This window comes from Ralstonia sp. Ralssp110, assembly GCF_047325135.1.
GTDB lineage: Bacteria > Pseudomonadota > Gammaproteobacteria > Burkholderiales > Burkholderiaceae > Ralstonia > Ralstonia mojiangensis.
In genome coordinates this window covers 1,417,506-1,444,475 of the sequence record NZ_CP168610.1, presented here as the reverse complement: position 1 = coordinate 1,444,475, position 26,970 = coordinate 1,417,506, and the positions used below count along the sequence as shown (strand labels likewise).

Annotated in this window: 24 protein-coding genes and 1 tRNA gene; 7 read left to right on the top strand and 18 right to left on the bottom strand. The window is 62.2% G+C overall.

Annotated features, from left to right (window positions below):
• Positions 1-114: 114 nt before the first annotated feature.
• The 6 genes from carB to gloB all read right to left on the bottom strand — a co-directional run bounded on the left by carB (position 115) and on the right by gloB (position 10,132).
• Positions 115-3,360 (bottom strand): carbamoyl-phosphate synthase large subunit, encoded by a 3,246-nt coding sequence (gene carB, locus ACEN9T_RS15585; RefSeq protein WP_092969885.1) that lies wholly within the window; start codon positions 3,358-3,360, stop codon positions 115-117.
• Positions 3,361-3,376: 16 nt separating this feature from the next.
• Positions 3,377-4,051, bottom strand: coding sequence for a leucine efflux protein LeuE (gene leuE, locus ACEN9T_RS15580; RefSeq protein ID WP_413708193.1), 675 nt, complete (start codon positions 4,049-4,051; stop codon positions 3,377-3,379).
• A gap of 21 nt (positions 4,052-4,072) precedes the next feature.
• On the bottom strand, positions 4,073-5,209 hold the full coding sequence (gene carA / locus ACEN9T_RS15575; RefSeq protein WP_092969881.1) for a glutamine-hydrolyzing carbamoyl-phosphate synthase small subunit: 1,137 nt from the start codon (positions 5,207-5,209) through the stop codon (positions 4,073-4,075).
• A gap of 347 nt (positions 5,210-5,556) precedes the next feature.
• Positions 5,557-7,458 carry a propionate--CoA ligase gene (gene prpE / locus ACEN9T_RS15570; RefSeq protein ID WP_413708192.1) on the bottom strand — a complete coding sequence of 634 codons (1,902 nt, stop codon included), beginning with the start codon at positions 7,456-7,458 and terminating at the stop codon, positions 5,557-5,559.
• A gap of 145 nt (positions 7,459-7,603) precedes the next feature.
• Complete coding sequence (locus tag ACEN9T_RS15565; protein WP_092969877.1) at positions 7,604-9,154, bottom strand: transglycosylase SLT domain-containing protein; 1,551 nt, start codon at positions 9,152-9,154, stop codon at positions 7,604-7,606.
• A 138-nt stretch (positions 9,155-9,292) separates the two neighbouring features.
• Entirely contained in the window at positions 9,293-10,132 is an 840-nt protein-coding gene (gloB, locus tag ACEN9T_RS15560) for a hydroxyacylglutathione hydrolase (protein ID WP_413708191.1), read from the bottom strand.
• Here gloB and ACEN9T_RS15555 point away from each other — a divergent pair.
• On the top strand, positions 10,131-11,036 hold the full coding sequence (locus tag ACEN9T_RS15555) for a class I SAM-dependent methyltransferase (RefSeq protein ID WP_175537058.1): 906 nt from the start codon (positions 10,131-10,133) through the stop codon (positions 11,034-11,036). The genes gloB and ACEN9T_RS15555 overlap by 2 nt on opposite strands.
• Positions 11,037-11,074: 38 nt before the next feature.
• Positions 11,075-11,521, top strand: a complete 447-nt coding sequence (gene rnhA, locus ACEN9T_RS15550; protein WP_092969873.1) for a ribonuclease HI — start codon at positions 11,075-11,077, stop codon at positions 11,519-11,521.
• 17 nt (positions 11,522-11,538) lie between these two features.
• Here the strand turns inward: rnhA and ACEN9T_RS15545 are convergent, their stop codons facing one another.
• From ACEN9T_RS15545 to ACEN9T_RS15530, 4 genes are all read right to left on the bottom strand, one after another.
• Positions 11,539-12,048: a hypothetical protein gene (locus ACEN9T_RS15545; protein WP_092969871.1), complete on the bottom strand. Its 510-nt coding sequence runs from the start codon at positions 12,046-12,048 to the stop codon at positions 11,539-11,541.
• Between the two features lie 34 nt (positions 12,049-12,082).
• Complete coding sequence (locus ACEN9T_RS15540; protein ID WP_092969869.1) at positions 12,083-12,535, bottom strand: lysozyme; 453 nt, start codon at positions 12,533-12,535, stop codon at positions 12,083-12,085.
• Positions 12,525-13,289, bottom strand: coding sequence for a DUF2589 domain-containing protein (locus ACEN9T_RS15535; RefSeq protein WP_413708190.1), 765 nt, complete (start codon positions 13,287-13,289; stop codon positions 12,525-12,527). Before ACEN9T_RS15535 ends, ACEN9T_RS15540 begins: the two co-directional genes overlap by 11 nt.
• Before the next feature lie 109 nt (positions 13,290-13,398).
• Positions 13,399-14,067 carry a DUF2589 domain-containing protein gene (locus ACEN9T_RS15530; RefSeq protein ID WP_092969865.1) on the bottom strand — a complete coding sequence of 223 codons (669 nt, stop codon included), beginning with the start codon at positions 14,065-14,067 and terminating at the stop codon, positions 13,399-13,401.
• Between the two features lie 248 nt (positions 14,068-14,315).
• Here ACEN9T_RS15530 and ACEN9T_RS15525 point away from each other — a divergent pair, with 248 nt between their 5' ends.
• Together ACEN9T_RS15525 and ACEN9T_RS15520 are read left to right on the top strand one after the other, a co-directional pair.
• Positions 14,316-14,975, top strand: coding sequence for a response regulator transcription factor (locus tag ACEN9T_RS15525; protein WP_092969863.1), 660 nt, complete (start codon positions 14,316-14,318; stop codon positions 14,973-14,975).
• Positions 14,976-15,149: 174 nt separating this feature from the next.
• Entirely contained in the window at positions 15,150-15,428 is a 279-nt protein-coding gene (locus tag ACEN9T_RS15520) for a DUF1488 domain-containing protein (RefSeq protein ID WP_092969861.1), read from the top strand.
• Between the two features lie 90 nt (positions 15,429-15,518).
• On the opposite strand, the gene ACEN9T_RS15515 is transcribed toward ACEN9T_RS15520, so the two are convergent.
• The 7 genes from ACEN9T_RS15515 to ACEN9T_RS15485 all read right to left on the bottom strand — a co-directional run bounded on the left by ACEN9T_RS15515 (position 15,519) and on the right by ACEN9T_RS15485 (position 23,680).
• Positions 15,519-17,027 (bottom strand): SpoVR family protein, encoded by a 1,509-nt coding sequence (locus tag ACEN9T_RS15515; protein ID WP_092969859.1) that lies wholly within the window; start codon positions 17,025-17,027, stop codon positions 15,519-15,521.
• A gap of 117 nt (positions 17,028-17,144) precedes the next feature.
• Positions 17,145-18,407, bottom strand: a complete 1,263-nt coding sequence (locus tag ACEN9T_RS15510; protein ID WP_092969857.1) for a YeaH/YhbH family protein — start codon at positions 18,405-18,407, stop codon at positions 17,145-17,147.
• Between the two features lie 54 nt (positions 18,408-18,461).
• Entirely contained in the window at positions 18,462-20,384 is a 1,923-nt protein-coding gene (locus ACEN9T_RS15505; protein WP_024975416.1) for a PrkA family serine protein kinase, read from the bottom strand.
• A 666-nt stretch (positions 20,385-21,050) separates the two neighbouring features.
• A tRNA-Val gene (locus tag ACEN9T_RS15500) sits at positions 21,051-21,125 on the bottom strand.
• 71 nt (positions 21,126-21,196) lie between these two features.
• Complete coding sequence (gene dnaQ, locus ACEN9T_RS15495) at positions 21,197-21,925, bottom strand: DNA polymerase III subunit epsilon (protein ID WP_092969778.1); 729 nt, start codon at positions 21,923-21,925, stop codon at positions 21,197-21,199.
• 25 nt (positions 21,926-21,950) lie between these two features.
• Complete coding sequence (gene purU, locus ACEN9T_RS15490; protein WP_092969776.1) at positions 21,951-22,817, bottom strand: formyltetrahydrofolate deformylase; 867 nt, start codon at positions 22,815-22,817, stop codon at positions 21,951-21,953.
• Positions 22,818-22,852: 35 nt separating this feature from the next.
• On the bottom strand, positions 22,853-23,680 hold the full coding sequence (locus ACEN9T_RS15485; RefSeq protein ID WP_413708189.1) for a DUF4743 domain-containing protein: 828 nt from the start codon (positions 23,678-23,680) through the stop codon (positions 22,853-22,855).
• Between the two features lie 104 nt (positions 23,681-23,784).
• Between ACEN9T_RS15485 and ACEN9T_RS15480 the strand changes: the two genes are divergently transcribed.
• Positions 23,785-24,177 (top strand): hypothetical protein, encoded by a 393-nt coding sequence (locus ACEN9T_RS15480; protein WP_024975412.1) that lies wholly within the window; start codon positions 23,785-23,787, stop codon positions 24,175-24,177.
• Positions 24,178-24,181: 4 nt separating this feature from the next.
• Here ACEN9T_RS15480 and ACEN9T_RS15475 read toward each other — a convergent pair whose 3' ends face one another.
• Positions 24,182-24,742, bottom strand: a complete 561-nt coding sequence (locus ACEN9T_RS15475) for a hypothetical protein (RefSeq protein ID WP_413708188.1) — start codon at positions 24,740-24,742, stop codon at positions 24,182-24,184.
• Positions 24,743-25,003: 261 nt separating this feature from the next.
• Between ACEN9T_RS15475 and lpxO the strand changes: the two genes are divergently transcribed.
• Positions 25,004-25,906, top strand: a complete 903-nt coding sequence (gene lpxO, locus ACEN9T_RS15470) for a lipid A hydroxylase LpxO (protein ID WP_024975410.1) — start codon at positions 25,004-25,006, stop codon at positions 25,904-25,906.
• Positions 25,907-26,220: 314 nt separating this feature from the next.
• Positions 26,221-26,838 (top strand): YSC84-related protein, encoded by a 618-nt coding sequence (locus ACEN9T_RS15465; protein WP_413708187.1) that lies wholly within the window; start codon positions 26,221-26,223, stop codon positions 26,836-26,838.
• Positions 26,839-26,970: the final 132 nt, after the last annotated feature.

Below are 26,970 nucleotides of genomic sequence, written 5' to 3'. Positions count from 1 at the left end.
TCGTTGTTTTGACACGGACGCTCTAGTTTAGGCGAAGCGTCCGGAGGCGGCAACTGCCCCTCTCCGGGCGACTCGCCGCGACGCTATGCCGCGTCGCGGGCCCTGACGATGGGCTTACAGGGTGGCGTGCAGACCCTGCAGATCGTACACATCCAGGTGTTGCATATGCTTCAGGCCCTCCACCGCAGCGCGAGCGCCGGCGATGGTCGTGTAGTACGTCACGCGTTGGGCCAACGCTGCCTGGCGGATGGAACGCGAGTCGGCAATCGCGGCACGCGTCTCGTCGACCGTCGTGAAGACGAGTGCGATCTCGCTGTTCTTGATCATGTCGACAATGTGCGGGCGGCCATCCTTCACCTTGTTCACCACGCGCACGGGAATGCCGGCAGCTTCAATCGCCGAAGCCGTACCACGCGTCGCCACGATCGGGTAGCCCAGCGTATGCAGCGCACGGGCCACTTCCACGGCTTGCGGCTTGTCGCTGTCCTTGACCGTCATCAGCACAGTGCCCTTCTCGGGCAGGCGCGAACCAGCAGCGAGCTGGCTCTTGAAGAGCGCCTCGCCGAAGGTCTTGCCAACGCCCATCACTTCGCCAGTGGAGCGCATTTCCGGTCCAAGCACCGGGTCGACGCCCGGGAACTTGTTGAACGGGAACACGGCTTCCTTGACGCTGTAGTACGCCGGCACGATTTCCTTTTCGATGCCTTGCGAATCCAACGACTGACCTGCCATGCAGCGAGCCGCAACCTTGGCCAACGAGACACCAGTCGCCTTCGAAACGTACGGCACCGTACGCGAAGCACGTGGGTTCACTTCGAGCACGTAGACGATGTCTTCGCCGCCCTTCTGCTGGATGGCGAACTGCACGTTCATCAGACCAACCACGTTCAGCGCCTTCGCCATCGCGGCGGTCTGGCGCTTGAGTTCATCCACGGTGGCCTGCGACAGCGAATACGGCGGCAGCGAGCAAGCCGAGTCGCCCGAGTGCACGCCGGCCTGCTCGATGTGCTCCATCACGCCGCCGATGAACACACGCTTGCCGTCAGACAGGCAATCCACGTCGCATTCGATGGCGTCGTTCAGGAAGCGGTCGAGCAGCACGGGGCTGTCGTTCGACACCTTCACGGCTTCACGCATATAGCGCTCGAGGTCGCGCGGCTCATGCACGATTTCCATCGCACGGCCGCCGAGCACGTACGACGGGCGCACCACCAGGGGGTAGCCGATTTCTTCGGCCAGCTTGAGCGCCTCATCTTCTGCGCGTGCGGTGCGGTTGGGCGGCTGGCGCAGGCCCAGCTCGTGCAGCAGCTTCTGGAAGCGCTCACGGTCTTCGGCCGCATCGATCATGTCCGGCGACGTGCCGATGATGGGCACGCCGTTGGCTTCCAGGTCGAGCGCGAGCTTCAGCGGGGTCTGGCCGCCGTATTGCACGATCACGCCGACCGGCTTCTCCTTGTCCACGATCTCGAGCACGTCTTCCAGCGTCACCGGCTCGAAGTACAGGCGATCGGAGGTGTCGTAATCGGTCGAAACGGTTTCCGGGTTGCAGTTGACCATGATGGTCTCGTACCCGTCTTCGCGCAGCGCCAGCGCAGCGTGCACGCAGCAGTAGTCGAACTCGATGCCTTGGCCGATCCGGTTCGGGCCACCACCCAGAACCATGATCTTCTTGTTGCTGGTCGGCTCGGCTTCGCACTCGCCGTGCTCAGCCTCATAGGTCGAGTACAGATACGCGGTGTTGGTGGCGAATTCGGCAGCGCAGGTGTCCACGCGCTTGTAGACCGGACGGACCTTCTCGGCGATACGCTTCTCACGCACGGCCTTGGAAGTCGTCTTCATCAGCTTGGCAAGGCGGCGGTCGGAGAAGCCCTTCTGCTTGAGCAGACGCAGCTCGGCAGCCGACAGGCTATCCAGTGTGCGAGCCTTGACCAGCGCTTCGGTCTTGACGATGTCTTCGATCTGCGCGAGGAACCACGGGTCAACGGCGGTCTCGGAGTAGACCTCGTCGATCGACAGGCCCAGGCGGAATGCATCGCCCAGATACCAGATGCGGTCCGGACCGGCTTCGCCGATCTCTTCGATGATCTCGTCGCGGTCGGTGGACTTTTCGTCCAGGCCATCTACGCCGACTTCCAGGCCGCGCAGCGCCTTCTGGAACGATTCCTGGAAGGTACGGCCCATGGCCATCACCTCACCGACCGACTTCATCTGCGTGGTCAGGTGGCTGTCGGCCTGCGGGAATTTTTCGAACGCGAAACGCGGCACCTTGGTGACCACGTAGTCGATCGACGGCTCGAACGACGCCGGGGTCGCGCCACCAGTGATTTCGTTCTTCAGCTCGTCCAGCGTGTAACCGACGGCCAGCTTGGCAGCAACCTTGGCGATCGGGAAACCGGTGGCCTTCGAAGCCAGTGCCGACGAACGCGACACACGCGGGTTCATCTCGATGACGATCATGCGACCGTCCTTCGGATTGATCGAGAACTGCACGTTCGAACCACCCGTATCCACACCAATCTCGCGCAGCACAGCCAGCGAGGCGTTACGCAGGATCTGGTATTCCTTGTCGGTCAGCGTCTGTGCCGGGGCCACGGTGATGGAGTCACCGGTGTGGATGCCCATCGGGTCCAGGTTTTCGATCGAGCAGACAATGATGCAGTTGTCGGCCTTGTCGCGCACGACTTCCATCTCGTATTCCTTCCAGCCAAGCAGCGATTCTTCGATCAGCAGCTCGTTGGTCGGCGAGAGGTCGAGACCGCGCTTGCAGATCTCTTCGAATTCTTCGCGGTTGTAGGCGATGCCGCCGCCCGTGCCGCCCAGCGTGAACGACGGACGGATCACGATCGGGTAGCCGCTCGTGCCGGTTTCCTTGGCGATTTGCGACTGCACGGCCACGGCTTCGTCCATCGAATGCGCAATGCCCGACTTGGCCGAGCCCAGACCGATCTTGGTCATCGCGTCTTTGAACTTCTGACGGTCTTCGGCCTTGTCGATCGCCTCGGGCGATGCGCCGATCAGCTCGACGTTGTACTTCTTCAGCACGCCATGGCGATGCAGGTCCAGCGCGCAGTTCAGCGCGGTCTGGCCGCCCATGGTCGGCAGGATCGCATCCGGACGTTCCTTGGCGATGATGCGCTCGACCACTTCCCACGTGATCGGCTCGATGTAGGTCACATCGGCCGTGTTCGGGTCGGTCATGATCGTGGCCGGGTTGCTGTTGACCAGGACCACCTTGAAGCCTTCTTCGCGGAGCGCCTTGCAAGCCTGCGCGCCGGAGTAATCGAATTCACACGCCTGGCCGATGATGATCGGACCCGCGCCGATGATCAGGATGGTTTTGATATCTGTACGTTTTGGCATAACCCGCTCGATTCGATTAATTCAGTGTGGCCGTCGCCAGCTTGGCGGAGAAGCCGATAAACATGGCGCCGACGCCGCTGCTCATACCGGCAGACAAACGTCGTCGCGCGCGGAACGCCGCGGCCAGCCGCGCGCCCACGAAGATGATGGTGGTCAGGTACAGGAAGCTGCAGATCTGGCAGACCAGCCCCAGCACGACGAACGACACCACCGGCAGCGCATAGTGCGGGTCGACGAACTGGATGAAGAACGAGATGAAGAACAGGATCGCCTTCGGGTTCAGCAGGCTGATGATCAGCGCCTTCTTGAACGGGTGCGACTCGTCAGCCGGCGCCGCGTCTTGTGCGACGGATTCGCCGGCCTTGCGCGCGCGCCAATTGCGTACCGCGCCACGCAGCATCTGCAGACCGATCCACGCCAGGTAGGCCGCACCGATGTACTTCACGACGTAGAACAGCGCCGGACTCGCCTTCAACAGCGAAGCCACGCCTGCTGCCGACAACACCATCAGGATGGCATCGCCCAGAAACACGCCGCACGCGCCCTGGTAGCCCGTGCGCACACCGCGGCGGGCGGCCACCGACAGCACGTACATCGAGTTCGGCCCCGGCAGCAGCACGATGAAGATCGTGCCGAGCAGGAAAGTCCAGAACTCGGTGATGCCGAAGTGGGCGAGCATGAAGGCGTTCATGACGATGCGATCTCGTTTGCTTTACTGCTTCGCTGCGTCCATTGCCGCGGTGAAGCGGTCAAACAGATACGCGATGTCGTGCGGACCGGGCGACGCTTCCGGGTGGCCCTGGAAGCAGAACGCCGGGCGGTCGGTCAGCTCGAAGCCCTGCAGCGTGCCGTCGAACAGCGAGACGTGCGTCACGCGCGCGTTGGCCGGCAGCGATTCCGGGTCCACAGCAAAACCGTGGTTCTGCGAGGTGATGACCACACGGCCATCCTGCAGATCCTTGACCGGGTGGTTGGCACCGTGGTGACCGGTTTTCATCTTCAGCGTCTTGGCGCCTACGGCCAGGCCCATGATCTGGTGACCTAGGCAGATGCCGAACGTCGGCAGGCGACGCTCCAGAAATTCCTTTGCGGCAGCGATAGCGTAGTCGCAGGGTTCCGGATCGCCGGGGCCGTTGGAGAGGAATACGCCGTCCGGGTTATGCGCCAGCACCTCGGCCGCGCTGGTTTGTGCCGGCACCACCGTCACGCGGCAGCCACGCTCGGCCAGCATGCGCAGGATGTTGAACTTGACGCCGAAGTCATACGCGACCACGTGGTACTTCGGGGCTTCCTGCTTGCCGTAGCCACGGCCCAGCGCCCATTCGGTCTGGGTCCACTCGTACGGCTCGGTCACGGATACGACCTTCGCCAGGTCCATGCCCGACAGGCCGGGGAACGAGCGCGCCAGGTCGATGGCTTTCTGCACGTTGTCTTCGCCGGCGAGGATGCAACCGTTCTGAGCGCCCTTCTCGCGCAGGATTCGGGTCAGCTTGCGGGTATCGATTCCGGCGATGGCAACGACCTTCTCACCCTTGAGGTAATGCGAGAGCGAGTGCTCCTTGCGGAAGTTGGACGCGAGGATCGGCAGATCCTTGATGATGAGGCCGGCGGCATGGACTTTCGTAGCTTCGACGTCCTCACGGTTCACGCCAACGTTGCCGATATGCGGATACGTGAGCGTGACGATCTGGCGCGAGTAGCTCGGATCGGTAAGGATTTCCTGATAGCCGGTGATGGCAGTGTTGAACACCACTTCGCCGATCGTATGACCGGCCGCACCGATGGAATAGCCACGAAAGACCGTGCCGTCTGCAAGCGCGAGGATGGCGGGCGGGAAAGACGGCAACACGGGTAGCTCCTGCTGGATTCACCCTGTGCCGACCTGATCACCTTGTCGCCAAAGCGGAATTCCGGCTGAGCGGAATCCGGGCCGTTTGCGCGCCGAAAATCGGAACTGGGACAGAACTCACCAGAAATCACCGAGAAACGAGGCAGACGGGGCGGGAGGCGGGAGGTAGGAAGCGGTTGGCGCTAGGGTGATGGGTTTCTGAACTCAAACCTGACAATTATACCCTGGCGCCGCAAAAAACTCAATGAAAGGAAGGACTTAACGGCGTGTGCCACCTCGCGTTGTGACGCTCTTCCATCCCGGCGAACCCAACCTCAAGCTAGCGAGAGCATCACTTTTCTGCCGCCCTACTCACCTCGCATAGCAGCCTGCACCTGAGCCAGGGCCGTCGGGTCTTCGATCGTGGTCAGATCGCCCGGGTCACGCCCTTCCGCTACGGCCTGCATCGCGCGGCGCAGCAGTTTTCCGGAACGCGTCTTGGGCAGCGCTCCGACAAAGAACACCCGCGAAGGCCGCGCCACAGCACCGAGTTGCGCCTCGACCGTGCGCATCAACTCGCCTTCCAGGGCCAAGCGCCCTGCCGCCTCGGTAATGCGCGAGGCGTCACGCACGATGGCAAACCCCATCGCAACCTGTCCCTTGAGTTGATCAGCCACGCCCACCACCGCCACCTCGGCGATGGCGGGATGCGACGACAGGCTTTCTTCGATCTCGCGCGTGCCGAGGCGATGCCCCGCCACGTTGATCACATCGTCGGTGCGGCCGAGGATGGTCACGTAGCCCTCTTCGTCGCGCACGCCCCAGTCGAAGCTCGAATAGATGTGCCGCCCAGGAAACGCCGACCAGTAGGTCTTCAGAAAGCGAGCATCGTCGCCCCAGACGGTGGTCATGCAGCCCGGCGGCAGCGGCGCGGCGACGGCGAGGAGCCCTTTCTCCCCCGGGGCGCATGGCTGCCCCGTAGCCTCGTCCAGGATGTCGAGCTTGTAGCCATAGACCGGAAAGCCCGGCGAGCCGAGCTTTTGCATGGAAGGCTCGACCCCTTGCGGAATGGCCAACATCGGCCAGCCAGTTTCGGTCTGCCAGTAGTTGTCGACGATGGGCTTGTGCAGGGCCTCGCCGATCCAGCTGGCGGTGGGCTCGTCCAGCGGCTCGCCGGCAAGAAACAGGCGGCGCAGACTCGACAGGTCATGTCGCTGCAGCAGCGCTGGATCCTGCTTCTTCAGCACGCGAATGGCGGTCGGCGCGGTGAACATCACATTCACGCGGTATTGCTCGACGATGCGCCACCAGACCGCGCCGTCAGGGCGGATTGGCGTGCCTTCGTACATGACCGTCGTCAGGCCCGCCAGCAGCGGCGCATAAACGATGTAGCTGTGCCCGACCACCCAGCCGACATCCGATGCAGTGAACATCGTGTCGCCGGGCTGCGCGCCAAAAATGAGCGGCATCGACGCCGCCAGTGCCACCGCATAGCCGCCGGTATCGCGCTGGACGCCTTTCGGTTTGCCAGTCGTACCCGAGGTGTAGAGGATGTACGAGGGCTCGCTCGACTCCATCCATTCGCATGGCACATCGGCATTCGCGTGCTCTGCCGCGAGCGTTGCGTAATCAACATCGCGCGGGTTGTGCTGCATGGGCGCGAGTTTGCGATTGACCAGCAGCACGCGCTCAGGCTTGTGCGCCGCCAGGTCAATCGCCGCGTCAAGCAACGGCTTGTATTCGACCACCTTGCCCGCTCGCGAGCCCGCATCCGCACTCACGATCACACGCGGCGTAGCGTCGTCAATGCGCGTGGCGAGGCTGTTGGATGCGAAACCGCCGAACACCACCGAGTGGATCGCGCCGATGCGTGCACAGGCCAGCATGGCGAACGCGGCCTCGGGAATCATCGGCAGGTAAATCAGCACGCGATCGCCGCGCCTGACACCCAGCGCCTGCAGACTCGCCGCCATGCGGTTGACCTCGCGATGGAGCTGGCGATATGTGTAGGTGGTCTCCAGGCCGGTTTCGGTGGAGACGTACACCAGCGCCGCTTGCTCACCGCGCGTGGCGAGATGCCGATCGACGGCGTTGTGGCAGAGGTTGGTGCGCCCGCCCACGAACCACTTTGCGAACGGCAAGCGCGAATCGTCGAGGACTGCCGAATACGGCGTTTGCCACTCGATGTGCTGGGCCTGCTCACCCCAAAAGCCTGTGGGATCGTCAATGGAGCGCTGATACAGCGCGCGATATGCGGCGGACATGGGCATGACGTTGTCTCCTGGCCATCGTGTGCGATGGCTCAATCTTGATTGTGCTTGGATACACTTACTTTGCGGTCGCCAACTTACGCAGGTCTTACCGCCGCCCCAAAACAAAACGGCGCCCCGCAGGACGCCGTTTTTCTTGCCAGCCTCAGCGCTTCTTGCGCTTGGCCGAACTGGATGAAGTTGCCACCGGTTTAGCCTTGACCACCGGCTTGCCGGCCACCTTCGCAGTTGGCACGCGCGTGGTTGCCGCTGTGGCGCGCGCCGTCGTGGCCGACACGCGCATCACGCGCACATGCCCACCACGGCTGCCACCGCGCGCTTGCGGCAGCATCAGCACGACACTGTGCCCCTTGGGGATGGCATCGCCGGGGAGCTGGTTCCACGCACGAATCTGGGCAACGGACACGCCGTAGCGCCGCGACAGACCCGCAACCGTGTCACGCTTGCCCGCGCGCACCACCACCTTTCTGAGATCCGGCATGTCGGGTTCGACTGCCATGGTGGCGTTCTCGGCCAACTCGGGGCTGATGTCGGGTGCGTTTTCCTGGGCGCCGTCGGCGCGCGGCACCACCACGGTGGAGCCGGCCTTCAAACGCATGCCCTTCGGAATACGATTGATCTCGCGAATGGTGTCGGGGTCAACCTTCAGCCGCGCCGCCAACGCCTCCACACGCTCGCGATTGCCGACCGTCACGGCCGTCCAGCTCGAAAGACCGCCGCGGTAGGTGTTCAGGTTGTATTGGAACGTTTCCGCGTTGTCGTACGGCAGAAGAATCTGTGGGTTCGACGCGCCCAGGATCACCGGCCGGTTAAACGATGGGTTCAGCGCCTTGAACTCATCCATCGGCAGATTCGCCAGCTTGGCCGCCAGCGTCACATCAATATCACGTGACGTTGTGACGGTGACGAAGTACGGATGGTTGGGAATCTCCGGCAGCGTGACGCCGTAGCGCTCCGGGTTAGCAATGATGTTCTTCACCGCTTGGAGCTTGGGCACATACATGCGCGTCTCGGCGGGCATGTTCAGGTTGACGTAATCCGTCGACAGGCCAGCTGCCTGATTACGCGCAATCGCCCGTGCAACCGCACCTTCGCCCCAGTTGTAGGCGGCCAGCGCGAGTTGCCAGTCGCCAAACTGATCGTGCAGCTTGGAAAGATAGTCAAGCGCAGCATCGGTCGAGGCAAGCACATCGCGACGCTCGTCCTGGAAGACATTCTGCTTGAGGTTGTACGTTCTGCCGGTGCTCGGGATGAACTGCCACATTCCGGCGGCCTTGGCGCTCGACACAGCCTGTGGGTTGAACGCGCTTTCCACGAACGGCAGCAGGGCCAGCTCGGTGGGCATATTGCGCCGCTCCAGCTCTTCAACGATGTGATACAGGTAGCGGTTGGAGCGATCCACCATGCGGCGGAAAGCGTCTGGGCGCTGCGCATACCAGTCGGTACGATCGTCCACCGCCGAGCTTTGCAGGTCGGGCATGGAGAAACCTTGGCGAATGCGCGCCCAGAGATCCTTGGCCGGCCCTTTCAGGGATGCCACGGGCTGCTGATCGACATTGACGACCGGCGCAGGGGCTTGGCCGGTGGCGGTGGAAGCGCTGGTGCTGGCTGTGTCGGCGTTCGGCCCGGGGGCCGTTGCACAGGCCGCAAGGAGCAGACTGAGCACAGTTGCCGCAAGAAGTCGCACGGATCGCATCAAGTTCTGTGAGGTTAGGGCTAAAAATTGCCCCAGATAGTAAGAAACGCATCCGACCGCGTCAACCCGCGTTCACCCGGCGTCGCGCCTGCTGGATGCTTCACATGTGGCCGCGGCATCGCCGCGCGCCCAGCATTCTCAACGGAAATCGTTCTTCCACTGACGCAACGCGGCGAAGACTGCCACCGGATCATCCGCGTCGATACCGGCATGGCGTGCCACGGCCTGCGTCACATTGACGTCGTCCGATCGCATGAAGGGATTGGTCGCGCGCTCATGGCCAACGGTAGTGGGTACAGTCGAGCGGCCCTCGGCCCGCAACGCCGTTACCTCATCCTCCCAGGCTGCCAAGTCGGCGTTGCCAGGTTCGACTGCACGCGCAAAGCGCACATTCGATGCAGTGTATTCATGCGCGCAGTAGACACGCGTATCGGGCGCCAGCGCCGCCAGCTTGGCCAGCGACGCGCGCATCTGCGCAGGCGTACCCTCAAAAAGCCGGCCGCAACCGGTGGCGAAGAGTGTATCGCCACAAAACAAGCTCGCCGATGCGGCATTACCCTGAAGGTGCGCCACATAGGCGACGTGGCCGCTGGTATGACCTGGCACATCGATCACCCGAAATGTGGCGGCAGGCTGCAAAAGCGTGACGACATCGCCTTCACGCACCGCCTGCGTGCGGCACGGGATCGCTTCACCTGCTGGGCCGATGACCTGCAATGGCGCACCTTCGGGATTCTCCGGATACGCCGCGAGCAGTTCGCGCACGCCGCCGACGTGATCGCCATGATGATGTGTGATTACAATGGCACCGAGCGCGAGCCCGCGTTCCTTCAGGAAGCGCAGCACCGGTTGCGCGTCGCCCGGGTCGACGACAGCAGCCACACGGCCATCGTGTAGTGCCCAAATATAATTGTCGGTAAACGCAGCGATCGCCTCCACCTCAAGCGCTACACCACGCGGCACACCACCCTGGACCATGTCCGACTCCTCTAACGATCGTCGCATTATAGATTGGCACCACTGGCTCGCTTCGCCGCCCGGGCAATACGTCCTGCGCTGGGAACAGGCGCAGTTCGATCGCACGGTGGCCGACATGTTCGGCTATCACGCGCTGCAGCTCGGCCACCCTGGTTTTGGGGCGCTGCGCGAGAACCGCATCCCGCTGATCGCGCGTGTGGTGGATGACATCGACCCGACGGCCCCCACCGAAACGCTCGACCCGATGGACGGCGACCCCGCCGAATCCGCCGACGCGGCTGACACAGAGCCCGACGCCAGCACGCCCCAGCGCCAGGCCACACCGCGCGTCATCTGCCGCTATGACGAACTGCCCTTCGCTTCGCAGAGCATCGACCTCGTCGCGCTGCCCCACGTGCTCGAGTTCACGGATGATCCGCATGAAGTGCTGCGCGAAGTGGCGCGCGTGCTGATGCCCGAGGGGCGCCTGGTCATCACCGGCTTCAACCCGCTGAGCCTTTGGGGTATGCGCCAAGGCATGCGGCGCCTGGGCACGGAATCGTTTCTGCCGGCTCAGAGCCAGATGATTGCGTTCACGCGACTGAAAGACTGGCTCAAGCTGCTCGGATTTGATATCGTGCGCGGCCGTTTCGGCTGCTACTGCCCGCCCAATCGTTCAGACAAATGGCTGCAGCGCACCGCCTTCATGGAAAAGGCCGGCGACCGCTGGTGGCCGATCTTCGGCGCGGTCTACATGCTGCAGGCCGTCAAGCGCGTGCGCACCATGCGTCTGGTCGGCCCGGCATGGAAGACACGCAAATCGCCGGCGCTGGTGCCGGCCGGTACGCCGGTCGCAACACCTTCGGGCTCGCATTCGACCAAGGCGCCATCGGTCACGGCGCGAGACGGCAAATCGGGCGCCTGAGCGCTGCCGTTCCACTCACACGTCACCCACGTTTCTCAATGCAGGAAGTCACCGTTTATTCCGATGGCGCGTGCAAGGGCAACCCCGGCCTCGGCGGCTGGGGCACCGTGCTCGTCTCGGGCAGCCACGAAAAAGAACTCTTTGGCGGCGAAACGCTGACCACCAATAACCGCATGGAGCTGATGGCCGTGATCGAGGCGTTTCGCGCACTCAAGCGGCCGTGCCGGGTGCAGGTGTACACCGATTCGCAATACGTGCAGAAGGGCATCAGCGAATGGTTGGCCGGCTGGAAAGCCCGCGGCTGGAAGACGGCCGACAAGAAACCGGTCAAGAACGACGACCTCTGGCGCACGCTCGACGAACTCGTCACCGGCCACGAGGTGAGCTGGCATTGGGTCAAGGGCCATGCCGGCCATCCCGGCAATGAGCGCGCCGATGCGCTGGCCAACAAGGGCGTCGAGATGGCGCGCCAGGCGAAAGCCTGACGCGCCCGGGCGGTCGCTCACGTGCCCGCGCAGCGCTGCGTGGGGATCTGCGGCGCATTTGCGGCGGTGGTCGTGACGTATTGCGGCTTGCCATCCTGCGCATAAACCAGCCGCAGCGGGCCGCGCTTGGAAAGACCATCGTCGATATCGGCCTGCAACAGACCGGTCTGCGCCCATAAATCACCACCGATGCTGCGCTTCTGCATCATGACGGGGCGATTGGCACCCGGCTCCCAGTTGGCCTGGCGCTCGGGCACGTAGCGGTTGGGCAGCGTGCCGTATGCGTAGAGCTGGCTCAACGCGTCGGCGAGGTAACGCCCAGCTTGGTCATTGAAAATCGGCAGATCCTGGTTTCCGAGTTCGCTGCGGATGCGCTGCGCCTCCGCTGTGCAGGTTGGCGCGACATTGTCGGCCGCGCGGGCATAGGACATGCCGATCGCCACGGCTGCGGCGGCAAGCCAGGTCAGCACGCGATACAGGCGGCGCGGACGGGTGGTGGGAATCACGGACATCGGTTCGGTATGCATGCGAGCTTCTCCGGTGAAGTAACGTGGTGGTGAATCAGGACAGGAACAACTTGCGTTCGGCCTGACGACGCTTCGTCAGCCCCTTGAGCGGCTTGCCGCCGGCCTTGTCCCACAGCAGGAACTGGTTGGCCGCGCCGACGTAATCACCGGCGTTGAGCTTGCGCAGCAGCGTTGACGAGCGCAGCCGCCCCGCCCCCAGGTTGAAGACGAAGGACGCCAGCGCGTCGAACTGACCCTGCGTGATCGACACGCGCACGGCCTTGGCGATGCCTTGCTCGGTGTCGGCGAGGTCTTTGCGCAGCAGCGCTTCGGCCTGCTGCTGCGAGATCGGCCCCTTGAAGGTCTCGCCGGGACGAATCAGGTGGCCATAGCCGATCGTCGGCTTGCCAACCGCATCCAGATACGTCGACAGACGCAGTCCTTCCGATTCCTTGATCAGCGCGAGGCCTCGCTCGCCGGTGGTGCGCGGGTTGTGCTCAGTGCTCATCGCTCTTCTCCTGGGGCGTGCTGGTGGTGTCGGGGCCACCGGAACCGGCTGCATTCGGTTGCACGGGCCTTGGCACCAGCCGATTCGTGTATTCGTCAATCAGCCGCATCACCGCTTCTGGCGGCTGCAGCGCCGTGAACTTCATCTCGATGTCGATGTGCTCGCTATCGCGGCCCGTATCCCGCTTGGAATGCGGCGCAAGCGAGACGTAGAACCGGCCAACGCCGCCGCCGGCAGCGCCGTGTAAAGGCAGGGCCTCGGCGATGTCGCTGCGCACGGTCATGTTCACCGTCATTTCATCGAGCGCGATGCCGCGCGGCATCGCCAACGAGACCAGCGGCAGCGCCAGCCGGTGCTGACTGTCGAGCGCAAGTTCCACCTCGCGGGCGACCAGCGTGCCGCTGTCGTCGGCATCAAAAAACTGGTCGAGCAGCGCGGTGTATTGCTGCGCAAGCATCTGATTGGCGGAGGCTGCGGCATGCTGCATGCCGCGCGTGATGTCGTCGAGCGTCAGGCCATTCAAGCCCGGGTGACCGTGGCTGTTGCTGTTGCTTCCACCGCCGTTGCCACCGCCAGGCGGAGACGAACCCGGTGGCGACGGCGGAGACGCATCGGACGCAGTCTCGGGAAACGGTGCGGCATTGGAAGACACAGGTGGCGCTGGTGGCGCGCTGGCGGGCGGCGCAGGTGGTGTGGCGGGCGCTGACGACGCACGGTCATCATCACGCCCGCGGCGGCTGAAGAGATTGAACATGGTGTCGGGTCGGTCGGATCGATCAGATCAATAGGCGGCGCGCGGCAGGCGCGCACCGATCAGGACACCGGCCGTGGGGAGGCCGGCCGGCGTCCGTCGCCGTGGCGGCTTACGGATTTGCCGGGGCCGGGGCCGGCGCGTTGCCGCCAGCCGGCACCTTTTCGCCGACCATCGTGCCGTCGGTCGGCGTGGCCGGCAGCGGCTTGACGTCGTTCTCCTTGCCCTTGACGACCACCGGCTTGGTTGCCGCGTCAGTCAAGAACTCCATCACGCGCATCAGCGCTTCCGGCGGGTTCTGACGCTTGACCTGGGTGTGGAAGGAGTACTTGGCACGCGTGTCGGTACTACGGGTCTGCTCCGACTTATGCGAGGCGCGTCCCGACACCGACACGCTGAACGGGCCCCAGCCGAGCTTGGCCTGGAACGACCCTTCGGCCTCGGTGCTGGACGACGATTTCTCCGACTGCGAAATCTCCAGCTCGAAGTCGATCGTGCCTTCCTCGATGGCGATCACCGGATGCACGACCGCGCACAGCAGCGGAATGCGCATCGTCTTCTGGATCGTGCCCTGCGACACCCCCTTCTCGTCGACGATGGTTTCGTCGTAGTCAAATTGCACCGCAACGGCTTTGCCGTTCTGAATACACACCTGCAGCAGAAAATCCGCATAGGATTTTGCCGCCGTGGTTTGCGCTGCGATCATGGCCTGCAGCGGCGCAGAGATCATCTTGTCGATCGGCAGCGCATTGATAACCGACCCGATAAGTCCGTTGTCCATTTAAAACTCCTCACATTGAATTATTTGGACGCACAGGTTTGTGTGCCCGAATCCAAAGTAAGAGTTTTTCCTACGGGGTTCGATGCCTCGAAAGTCCCAGCCAAGGCCACGGAACAGCGGCCCAGTACGTATCGACAGGCGGCCCGTGACTTTCGGCACTGAACTTCCGTTTCAATGCATCCGGATCGATCCCGCCCTACAAAATAATCGGTTTCGCCGAAAATAATTAACTGAAGTACGAGGGGTCGATGAATATTCTGGTAATCGATAGCTTGCCTCTTTTTGCGGCAGGTGTGTCCAATGTATTGAATGCACTCGACGCGCAGGGTGTGTTTATCGATACTCACTACGTTGAGCAAATCGGACCGGCTTGCAGGCAAGCCGAACCCAGCGCCGTTGTGATGGAATGGAGCGCACAGGACGACGACGCACGGCAGCGCCTGTCGGAGTTGAAAGCGGTGTTGCCGGAAGTGCCCGTGCTGCTGACGGTGCAAGCGGTCGGCCGGCACGTGGTGGGCGATGCGCTGCGCTTTGGCGCGGCCGGCGTGGTCGACCGGCAAGCCACGGCCGACGTTCTGCTCGAAGCCCTGCTGCGCATTACCTCAGGCGCGGTCTACTTGCCGCCCATCAGTAATCTGTTTCCCGACGATCCGCGCCAAAGCTCAGGAGAAAGCCCGGCCGAACTCTGGCGCCGACTCACGCCGCGGCAACATGAGGTGCTGCAACTGCTTGCAGAGGGCAAATCCAACAAGCAGATTTGCCGCGTGCTCAACGTAGCTGAAGGCACCATCAAAAACCATCTGTACGCGCTGTTCCGGCAAATTGGCGTCAACAACCGGACCGAGGCCGCGCTCTGGCTCTCGCGCTGCAAGGCCAGCCTCGTCCGCCTGCAGATGTGTGCGATGTAGCGCCGCGACATGCACCTGCCCGTGGCCTCCCCTGCCTTTTTCGGACGTCACGGGCCCCAGGGTTCACCGCGGGGTGAAAACACTGAGCCGACCACATTGCATTCACGCAATCGCGCCATACACTGGTTGGAAGGCGGCGCACGGTGCATCGCCGTTTTTTCATGGAGGCCGCCCATGGAAACCATTGAATTCCACGCCAGCCCGCCACGCTATTGCGCTGCGGACCTCACGCTTACCTGCACGGCAAGCGTCGACGGCGTCCCGGCCCGCTATGCGGTGACGGCAGAAGCGCTGGAAGAACATTTCGGCGCCCGCTCGTGGCGGCAGGAGGATCTGCTGCAAGCTATGGAAAGCCACCGCGGCACCATTGAAGACATGGCGCGTTCGCTGTTCAAGCTGACGGATTCGCACAACATCGTGCTGCGTAGCGGTCATTTCCGCTTCGGCATGTAGCGAAGCGACGGGCAGCATGGCCGACATCCGCGCCTGCGGCGGACAAAAAGAAGGCCAGCGCGAAGCTGGCCTTGTGGAAACGAATGTGGGCTAGTCAGGCTTGCACTCGTGTTTCATCTCGCGTCGCCCGTCTTCGTAGACCACCTCCAGCCGGCACGTAAAGCCCCATAGGCGTACGACGTGCCGCAGCATCTCTTCGTAGTTCGGCCCAAGCGGGCGTCGGTTGCTCTGTAAATGGCGCAGCGTCAATGAGCGATCTCCGCCCACATCAACGTTGGTCACCTGGATGTTGGGCTCGATGTTCGAGAGGTCGTACTGCCCTGCCAACAACTCGCGGATCTTGCGATAGCCATCGTCGTCGTGGATCGCGGTGACGCGCAACTTGGCGTCGCGATCGTCATCGAGCACAGAGAACAGCTTCAACTCGCGGATCACGCGCGGGGAGAGGAATTGCAACAGGAAGCTCTCGTCCTTGAAGTTGCGCATGGCGAAATCGAGTGTCTTCTGCCAATCGCTGCCGGCAATCTCGGGCGCCCAGCGGTAATCCTCTTCTTCTGGCGATTCGCAAATGCGCCGGATGTCCTGGAACATCAGAAAGCCGAGCGTGTATGGGTTCAGGCCGCTGTAGTACGGGCTATTGAATGGCGGCTGATAGATCACGTTGGTATGCGCCTGCAGCAGCTCGAGCATGAAGGCGTCGTTGACGAGTTTCTCGTCGTACAGCTTGTGCAGGATGGTGTAGTGCCAGAAGGTGGCCCAGCCTTCGTTCATCACCTTGGTCTGGCGCTGCGGATAAAAGTACTGCGCGATCTTGCGCACGATGCGCACGATTTCTCGTTGCCACGGCTGCAACTTGGGCGCGTTCTTCTCGATGAAGTACAGCAGGTTCTCTTCCGGCTCGGGCGGAAACTGCGGATCAGGTTCCGGCACGTCGTCTGCGGTTGCCAGCGCACGTGCCCGGTGCGTGGGCAGCGTACGCCACAGGTCGTTCACCTGTGCTTCAAGGTATTTCTCGCGTTCAGCCTGGCGAGCCTGCTCTTCGTTGATCGACAGCTTCTTCGGTCGTCGATAACGATCGACACCGTAGTTCTGCAACGCGTGACAGGAGTCGAGCAGCAGTTCCACCTCCTGCTCGCCGTAGCGCTGCTCGCATTCGGCCACGTAGTTCTTTGCGAAGAGCAGGTAATCGACGATGGCGTCCGCGTTCGTCCACGTCCGGAACAGGTAATTGCCCTTGAAGAAGGAGTTGTGGCCGTAGCAGGCATGCGCGATGGTCAGCGCCTGCATCGGCATCGTGTTCTCCTCCATCAGATAAGCGATGCAGGGGTTCGAGTTGATGACGATCTCGTACGCCAACCCCATGAGGCCGCGCTGGTAGCCGCGCTCCGATGCGAGGAAATGCTTGCCGTATGACCAATGGTTGTAGCCCAGTGGCAGGCCGGACGACGCATAGGCGTCGAGCATCTGCTCGGCGGTGATGATCTCGATCTGGTTCGGATAGGTGTCCAGGCCGAAATCTGCGGCAATCTGGGCGATGCTTTGGTCGTAGCGCCTGATCAGCTCGAAGGTCCACTCCGAGCCCGTAGATAGGTAGGCCATGCTCGTTCCCGTTGGTCCATCACACAGGGTCACAGGTGGCGTGCTCGCCATGGCACACGCTGCCATTGCGCGGCGGCAGTGCCGGGCTGGCAGCAACTCCTGCGGCCCGATCAGCGATCAGGCGGCGCGCTTCTGAAACAGCTCGTGCAACACCGGATAGATTTCGTCCGCCTTGAGGATGCGCTGCATCGCGAAGTTCTCGTGCCCAGCCTTCAACGTAAGATACTCCTCCCACAGGTTCTGCGGCTCCGTGGAGACCACCTCAACATAGGCGTAATACTGCGTCAGCGGCAGGATCGTTTCGCGCAGTATCTTGGCGCACAGCTCCGAGTCCCCTGCCCAGTTGTCGCCATCCGAAGCCTGCGCGCAGTAGATGTTCCATTGGCTTGGTGAATAGCGCTCCTGAATCACTTCCGCCATCAACTTGAGTGCGCTCGACACAACAGTGCCGCCCGACTCCCGTGAGTGAAAGAAATCCTCTTCATCCACTTCCTTGGCCACGGTGTGGTGGCGGATGAAGACGACGTCGATGCGTTCGTAGTTCCGCTTGAGGAACAGGTAGAGCAGCATGAAGAAGCGCTTGGCCAAGTCCTTGCGCGACTCGTCCATCGAGCCGGATACGTCCATCACGCAGAACATCACTGCCTGCGCCTGCGGACGCTTGCGCAGCACGCGGTTGTTGTAGCGCAGGTCGAGCTTTTCAATGAACGGCACGCGATCCAGGCACGAGCGCAGATGTCGCATCTCCTTCATCAGCTCTTGCGCGCGCACGCTGTAAGGGCCGTCGTTTTCCAGCTCCTCGTTGTACTCGCCTTCCAGCTCATGCAGACGGCGCTGATACGGGCTGGACAACGCAATGCGGCGACCGAGCGAGCTGCGCATCGTACGCAGAATCGACAGGTTGGACGGCGTGCCATCGAGCGAAAAACCCGCGCGCACCTTGCGCACCTCCGCGATCTTGGCCAGGCTGCGCTTGGCAAGATCGGGCAACGCCATGTCTTCGAAAAAGAAGTTGAGAAAGTCCTCGCGCGAGAGCGTGAAGATGAAATCGTCTTCGCCCTCGCCCGAGTCGCTGGCCTGCGAACCGGAGCCGCCGCTGCCCTGCTGCGGGCGGTCGAAGCTGTCGCCGCGAATGAACTCTTTGTTGCCCGGGTGAACGCCTTCTCGGCGCCCGCCCGAGCCGTGGTGGAACATGGGCTCGGAGATGTCCTTGACGGGAATGGACACCTGACCGCTCTGCTCGATGTCCATGATCTTGCGACCCGTCACCGCCTTGGCCACCGCACGGCGGATCTGGTCTCGGTAACGCTTGATAAAGCGTTGCTTGTTGACGGTGCTTTTGCCGCCACCGTTCTCCCGCCGATCAATGATCGTGCCCATGTGACTGCCCTCGATTGGAAGTTCGCTGGGTGTCCTTGCCCTCTCCTTACCTCCTTAAGATGACTTCCTGACGCGCAGATACCACTCCACCAGCAAGCGCACCTGCTTCTGGGTATAGCCCTTCTCCACCATGCGGTTCACGAAGTTCTCGTGCTTCTCCTTGTCGTCATGCGACGACTTGGCATTGAACGAGATCACGGGCAGCAGATCCTCCGTGGTCGAGAACATCCGCTTCTCGATCACCGCGCGCAACTTCTCGTAGCTCGTCCAGACCGGGTTCTTGCCTCCGTTCTTGGCCCGCGCCCGCAGCACGAAATTGACGATCTCGTTGCGGAAATCCTTCGGGTTGGAAATGCCCGCCGGTTTTTCCACCTTCTCCAACTCATCGTTCAACGCGCTGCGATCGAGAATCTCGCCCGTGTTCGGATCGCGATATTCCTGATCCTGAATCCAGAGGTCGGCAAACACCACGTAGCGGTCGAAGATGTTCTGCCCGTACTCCGAATAGGACTCCAGATACGAGGTCTGAATCTCCTTGCCGATGAACTCCACGTACGGCGACGTGAGGTATTCCTTGATATAGGACATCAGCTTGGATTCCGTCTCCGGCGGGAACTGCTCGCGCTCGATCTGCTGCTCGAGCACATACAGCAAGTGCACCGGATTGGCCGCCACTTCCGTCCCATCGAAGTTGAAGACCTTCGAGAGCACCTTGAAGGCAAAGCGCGTCGACAAGCCCGTCATGCCCTCGTCGATGCCGGCAAAGTCGCGGTACTCCTGATACGACTTTGCTTTCGGGTCGACATCTTTCAGGCTCTCGCCGTCGTACACGCGCATCTTCGAGAAGATGTTGGAATTCTCGGGCTCCTTGATGCGTGTGAGCACCGCGAACTGCGCCATCATTTTCAGCGTGTTCGGCGCGCACGGCGCCGCGGCCAGCGAGCTGTTGCGCAGCAGCTTGTCGTAGATCTTCACCTCGTCCGACACGCGCAGGCAATACGGCACCTTGACGATGTAAATGCGATCAAGGAACGCCTCGTTGTTGCGATCGGACTTGAAGCTCTGCCACTCCGCCTCGTTCGAGTGCGCCAGGATGACGCCATCAAACGGGATCGCGCCAAAGCCCTCCGTGCCCTTGTAATTGCCTTCCTGCGTGGCCGTCAGCAGCGGGTGCAAGACCTTGATCGGCGCCTTGAACATCTCGACGAACTCGAGCAAGCCCCGATTGGCCAGGCATAGCCCGCCCGAATACGAATACGCATCGGGGTCGTCTTGCGGATAGTCCTCCAGCTTGCGAATGTCGACCTTGCCCACCAGAGACGAAATGTCCTGATTGTTTTCGTCGCCCGGCTCCGTCTTGGAAATCGCAATCTGCGACAGCACCGACGGATGCAGCTTCACCACGCGGAAACGCGTGATGTCGCCATTGAACTCATGCAGCCGCTTGACCGCCCAGGGCGAGGCAATCGTGTTCAGATAGCGTCTCGGGATGCCGTAGTCTTCCTCCAGAATCTTGCCGTCTTCGTCGGGCGAGAACAGCCCGAGCGGGGACTCGTGAATAGGCGAGCCCTGGAGCGCGTAGATGGGAATCTGCTCCATCAGCGCCTTCAACTTCTCGGCAAGCGAGGATTTGCCGCCGCCCGGAGGCCCGAGCAGGTAAAGAATCTGTTTGCGTTCCTCAAGGCCCTGCGCGGCATGTTTGAAGAAGGAAACGATCTGTTCGATCGTGTCCTCCATGCCATAGAACTCCCGGAAAGCCGGGTAGATCTTGATGACCTTGTTGAAGAACAATCGTGACAGCCGAGGATCGTGGTGAGTGTCCACCAGTTCAGGCTGACCAATCGCGGTGAGCATGCGCTCCGCGGCAGTCGCATAGGCGGTCGAGTCTTTTTTGCAGATATCCAGATACTCCTGGATGCTGTACTCGTCCTCTTTGCGAGCTTCAAAACGCGTTGCGTAGTGGCGGAAAATATCCATATCTCCCCCGTAGATTTCTTCCCTACTCCACACCAACAAGCGAGAGCCAGGCTAGTTCTTGCGTGCGTTGCTGATTCCACTGTAGACGAATCACCGATGATCACAAGAACGGTTGAGAGCCTGGAATGGTGCACAACCGTCGCAATTGCGTTAGCGCTCGACAGCATCAAGTGCTAAACGGACCTTGCACGATGCATCAACACGCATGCACCACGACGATCGGCTATCCCGAGCACAGCAGAAAGCGTACCCATGCCACCCGCCCGCGCTCGCAGGTTGGTACGTAACCGATCTGTGCGAGTTCCCGCGCGCACGCTGAATCCAGGAGGGGGATATCCCTGCGTTTTCGTGTCTCGCCAACTGTGGTACTGCACGTGGCGCTTACCAGCAGACCTACGCTTGTAGTGGCAGCTTTTCTTTTTGGCGCGCAACACAGCATTGTGCAAAGCATGGGGCAAAACGGCCTTTGTCGCCCCGACGCGTGCCCACAGCCCGTGGTCGAAAGACCGAAACGGATCGACCAAAGGTGTCTCTTTTTTGCGCCAAGGGAGGTTTGTGCCGGGCGCGACGGTGAATCGGCCGGAAAAGCCCGCACGGAGAACGCGGACAAAAGAAAAAGGCCCTCGGCATTTGCCTGAGGGCCTTTTAAGCGATTTCTCGCTTGTTTGGTGGGTGGTACAGGGATTGAACCTGTGACCCCTGCCGTGTGAAGGCAGTGCTCTACCGCTGAGCTAACCACCCGAATGCGGTGAAAACGAGATTATGGCGAAAAGGCGCAGCCGTGTAAATACCCTGGCCGCACATTTTTTTGATCAGGCAACCGGCGGCGCAGATTCCACAGCTTCGCGCGTCCAGACGGTCTTGCCGCCGCTGGCCTTGTCGATTTCCTTGAGCACGCCGGCATGCGCTTCGGCCTCGGCTTCGGTTGCCAGCAGCACCGGCAGTTGCAGCGCGCTCAGATCGACAGAGACGGCTTCGGCCAATGCGCCTTCGCCTGACTCCAGCATGTCGATCACCAGCGTGTTCTGGCCGCGCGTCATGGCGAGGTAGACCTCGGCCAGCAGTTCCGCATCCAGCAATGCGCCGTGCAGCGTACGGTGCGCGTTGCTCACGCCCAGACGGTCGCACAGCGCGTCCAGGGAGTTGCGCTTGCCCGGGAACATCTGGCGAGCCTCGCGCAGCGTGTCGATGTGGCCCGACAGGTGTTCACGGAATGCCGGCAAGCCGAGGCGCTGGAATTCCATGTCCAGGAAGCCCAAGTCGAACGCCGCGTTGTGAATAATCGCCTCGGCGCCCTGCACGTAGTCGCGGATCTCGTTAACGATCTCGGCGAACTTCGGTTTGTCGGCCACGAACTCGTTGGTGATGCCGTGCACGGCCATCGCGCCGGCGTCGATCTCACGCTCGGGGTTGATGTAGAAATGCAGGTTGCGGCCGGTCAGGCGGCGGTTGACCATCTCCACGCAGCCGATTTCGATCACGCGGTCGCCGGTGGCGGCATTCAGGCCGGTGGTTTCGGTATCGAGAATGATCTGTCGCATCGCGCGCTCCCCTACTCTGACTGGATTACTTGAAGACGACGGTCTTGTGGCCGTTGAGCAGGATGCGGTGTTCCGCATGCCATTTCACCGCGCGGGCCAGCGCCACGCATTCCACGTCGCGGCCGACTGCGGTGAGCTGCTCCGGGTCCATGCTGTGATCCACGCGCTCGATTTCCTGTTCGATGATCGGGCCTTCGTCCAAATCAGCCGTCACGTAGTGCGCCGTTGCGCCGATCAGCTTCACACCACGCTCATGCGCCTGGTAATACGGCTTGGCGCCCTTGAAGCTCGGCAGGAACGAGTGGTGGATGTTGATGGCGCGGCCTTCAAGCTTGCGGCACAGATCGTCGGAAAGAATCTGCATATAGCGCGCAAGCACGACCAGGTCGATCTGCTGCTCCTGCGCGATCTCCCAGATGCGGGCTTCCTGCTGCGCCTTCTGCGCGTCCGTCGCCTGCAGCAACGGCAGGTGCATGAATGGCACGTCGTACGACGCAGCCAGTTGGTAGAAATCGCGGTGATTCGAGACGATGGCCGCAATCTCGATCGGCAGTTGGCCGGCGCGGGCACGGAACAGCAGGTCGTTCAGGCAATGGCCGATCTTCGAAACCAGGATCATCACGCGCGGCTTGATTGCGGCGTCGAACATGCCCCACTGCATGGAGAAACGGTCGCCGATGGGCGCAAAGCGGTCACGCAGTGCGGCAAGGTCCAGCGGCTGGCCCTGCGGAACAAAATGCACGCGCATGAAGAAACGGCCCGTGAATTCGTCGCCAAACTGGTCCGAATCGAGAATGTTGCAGCCCTGCTCGAAAAGCAGGCCCGACACGGCGTGGACGATGCCCGGTTGGTCCGGGCATGACAGGGTAAGAATGAAACCGGAGTGACTCATGAAGCGTTTTATGTATTGTTGCCGGACGCAAACCGCTACGGCGCCCGGGGCAAACTCAGGCGCGCCAGGGCGTCGAGAGTGACGAGCGTCGCGTCGACCGTCATCGCGAAGTCCGCCATGATATCAAGCGCCGCGTCGGGGCTGGCACGCAAATGGCCGGCGACCTCCCCGTCCTGATTGGCGGGGATGAAGCTGTCCGGCAGCGTCAGGTTGAAGGCGAACAGCGTTTCGCACTGGATGCCCTCGGGCACTTCGCGCAGCACATCCAGCGTGCCGCACGGCACCAGTTGCGCCGCCAGATCGGCGCCGATGCCCGCCTCTTCCCAGCATTCCTTTTCCAGCGCGCCGCGTGCATCGAAGCCATGGCCGATGCCGCCGGCGACGAGGTTGTCCCACATGCCGGGGTCGATCGGCTTGGTTTCGGCGCGACGGGCCAGCCAGAGCGCCGGCTCGGCACCCTCACCGCCGTCGATCAGGCCGTTCATGTGCGCAGCGTAGGTTCGGATGCCGAAGAAACGCGCGGCGGCGCGCTCGATCAGCGCCAGCGCGGGCGTGCCCCAGCCGGTGTTGACGGCGAAACGCTCGTCGCGCCAGCCGAGCACGTGGCCGTCTTCCGCCAGGCGCATGATGACTTCGGCCAGCGCCGCGGTGCGCTCGGCCTCGTTGTCGAGCGTCTCCCGCAAATCGACCCGCTGCGTCGACACGTCGAACCACTGCGGCCAGCGCGCAAGCAGTGACGCTCTCTCTCGGCTCAGCCAGCCGACACGTTGTCCGGCAACAATCCAAGGAACGAGCGCATCAACGTCGAACGCCAGCCGCGCGGCCAGGCCGTCCCGAATGCGCTGCATACGCTGGTCGGTCATATCAGCGCCCCACCACATCGGGCGTGCATTGTGCTTTCCGTGCAGCACGGGTCGCGCGATAATGCGCCGTTAATACAAGCCGTCATCAGACTGGAGAAACAAGGATGGATGAAATCGACGAGCTGTCGGATCTGCCGACCCCGCGCTTTATCTGGGGCTTCGCTATTGCCGTCACACCGTCCGGCGAAGTGTCGCACGATGAATTCGAATATCTGACGCACACTCGCACACCGCGCTTCACCTGCCGCGTGGTCGAACTCGAAGACGCACCGGCCGAACCGGAAGACGAAGGCGACATCGACGGCCGCATCGTCCACTTCGACAACCCGAAGCGGATGTTCTACATCACAGACTTGGGCCTGGCGTTGATGAACTTCACGCTGTTCGACAAGGTAGACAACAAGTCCAAGCTAAAGGACGCCTGCGACCAAGCCATCGCCGACTGGCTCACCCGCCGCGAATTCCTCGACTCCGAACCGGACGACGACGAAGATTGATCGCCTAGCCCTGACCGGCGGCGCTGCCATCCTCGGCAAAGCGCAGGTCGGTCAGGCGCACATCGGCGTAGGAACGCCCGGCATCCAGCAGGGCCGAAACCTGCGCCTTCACCCGCTCTTTCTGAGCGCGCAGCGCACGCGGCGGCACGGTCGAATCCTGACCGGTGTGGTGCAGATACAGCATCTTGTAGGTGAGTTGACTCACCATCCACTGCCGCAGCACGCGGCGCCGGCCGGCATGGTCGGCTTCCAATCCATCGATCTGCCCAAGCAACGCGGAAAACGCCCGCGCCAGGCTTGCCGGCTCCGTTGCCTCGCCGGCAATGCAACGTTCGGCCAGGGCGCGCGCTTCTGCTGAGGACATGGTGTCGTCAGTTTCAACGAAGCGATCTGTCGCCGGGTCCGGACGCGGCGGCGCAGGCCGGCTTGCCAGTCGAGCAGACACCCCGGATAGCGCTTCCTGGGCACGGCGGATGGACGCTTCCAGCGCTTCCGCACTGCTCGGCACGATGCCAATGGTGGTCGGCATGTCGCTCGATTCTTCGTCGCGTTTATTGACGTCCATCACTCCCTCCGGTGATCGCCCTCGGCCATGGTGCCTGGCAGGCGAAGCGGAATTGTAGAACGCGACGCACATTTCGCGACAAATCAACGCAGATGTTCTTTATTGCCAAGGCAGCGCAAACGGTAACGTGGCATCACAAAACCACGTTGCACTGTTGGCAGCGACCCACGCGGCGCGGCCTCGCCACGGGTAAAATGCCGGATTGCGCTGCCAGCGCATGCACTCAATTGCTGACCGCCACCGTGCGGCAAGGAAATCGCCTTGATCAAGTGGATTATCGTGGCTCTCTATTTGGGCTCCATTCTGTACGTGCACTTTCGCGGCAAGGTGCGCCTGAAATTCTGGCGCCAGATGTTTGATCACTCGGCGGTGGTCGCGCCGGTCAACTGCTTCATGTACGCGTTTTCGGGCGTGCCGCAGACGCCGTATGTGCCTGTCGAGCGTTTTCCGGATCTGGAAAAGCTGCAGGCCGCGTGGCCGCAGATTCGCGACGAAGGTCTGGCGCTCGTCAACCTGCGCAAAATCAAGGCTGCCGAGAAGAACGACGACGCCGGTTTCAACTCGTTCTTCAAGAATGGCTGGAAACGCTTCTACCTCAAGTGGTATGAGGCACATCACCCCTCTGCCGAACAGCTCTGCCCACAGACCGTCGCGCTGCTGCGCGACCTGCCAAGCGTGAAGGCGGCGATGTTTGCCGAGCTGCCGCCGGGCGGCAAGCTGAATCCGCACCGTGACCCGTTTGCCGGCTCGCTGCGCTATCACCTGGGCCTGTCCACGCCCAACGACGACCGCTGTTTCATCGAAGTCGATGGCGAGCGCCACAGCTGGCGGGACGGCCAGGGCGTCGTCTTTGACGAGACTTATCTGCACTGGGCCGAAAACGCCTCCGACAAAGATCGTCTGATCCTCTTCTGCGATATCGAACGCCCGATGAAATTCGGCTGGGCGCAGCGCATCAACAAATGGCTGGGCCGCAAGGTCATGACCGCCGCCAGCTCGCCCAACGATGAGGGCGACCAGACCGGCGGCATCAACAAACTGTTCCGCTACGTGTGGGTGATGGGCCAGTACCGCCGCCGCTTCAAGGCATGGAACCGCAAGGTCTACTACGTGGTGAAGTTCGGCCTGATCATTGGCGTGGCAGCGTTGATCATTTGGATCTGACGGCCAACCCTCCACGCCTCCTGCATCGCACAAAGAACCGGCCTGAAGCGCCGGTTTTTTGTTGCGCGTGAAAAAGCTACCTGCATTGCGGTCGGCTTGCGTTTTTACAAAGCAGTGAAGCAAAAGCGCCACATGGGGCACAAATCTCGCCTAATGTCAGGAATTGAGCGCTCCAGCGCTTATGCGATATGGCGGGCACGCCGCTTGCTCCTCCTTGGTCGACACCCTTGCTCAGCGCATGGGACCGAGTCAGAGCCGGGATGCGCGTATGCCTGTGTCCCTCGTCAACAACAAAGACAGTGAGATCAATCGCCATGAAAAAGAACCTCATCAGCCGCCAGACCATCGTCACCCGCGCCGCCGCGCTTGCTGCTGTCGCACTGCTCGGTACCCAGATCGCGGCCTGTACCACCACCAGCCCCAATGCCCAGGGCTCCGACGTGATGTCGTCCACCAACAAGCACGCCACCACCAACTCGCAGGCCGATTCAGTGCTCTCGCGCCTGTACACCACGGCCAGCGGCTCGCGTGAGCTGGTCGGACGCGCCAAGGGCGTACTCGTGTTCCCGTCGGTGCTGAACGCCGGCTTTGTGGTGGGCGGCCAATACGGCGAAGGCGTGCTGCGCACCGGCGGTGGCCGTCCGCTGGGCTACTACAACATCGCCTCCGCGTCGGTGGGCTTCCAGGCTGGCGCGCAGTCGCGTGCGCTCATCATCCTGTTCATGACGGACGAAGCGCTGCAGAAATTCCAGAACAGTCAAGGTTGGACGGCTGGCGTGGATGCCACCGTGGCACTGGCAAAGATCGGCGCGAACGGCGCGGTCGATACCAACACCGCTCAGCAACCAATCATCGGCTTCAACCTGACCAACGCGGGCCTGATGGCCGGCGCATCGATCGAAGGCACGAAGATCACGAAGCAGAACAACTGATCAGCGCTTCGTTTTCCAGCCATACCGCCGTCTCGTACGGCGGTTTTTTTTGCACGGAACCCGCATGAAGCGTTGCGGCAATGTTGCAGCCCTAGGGAAATCCGGAGGGAGCGGCATGGGGCTTCTCGGCTA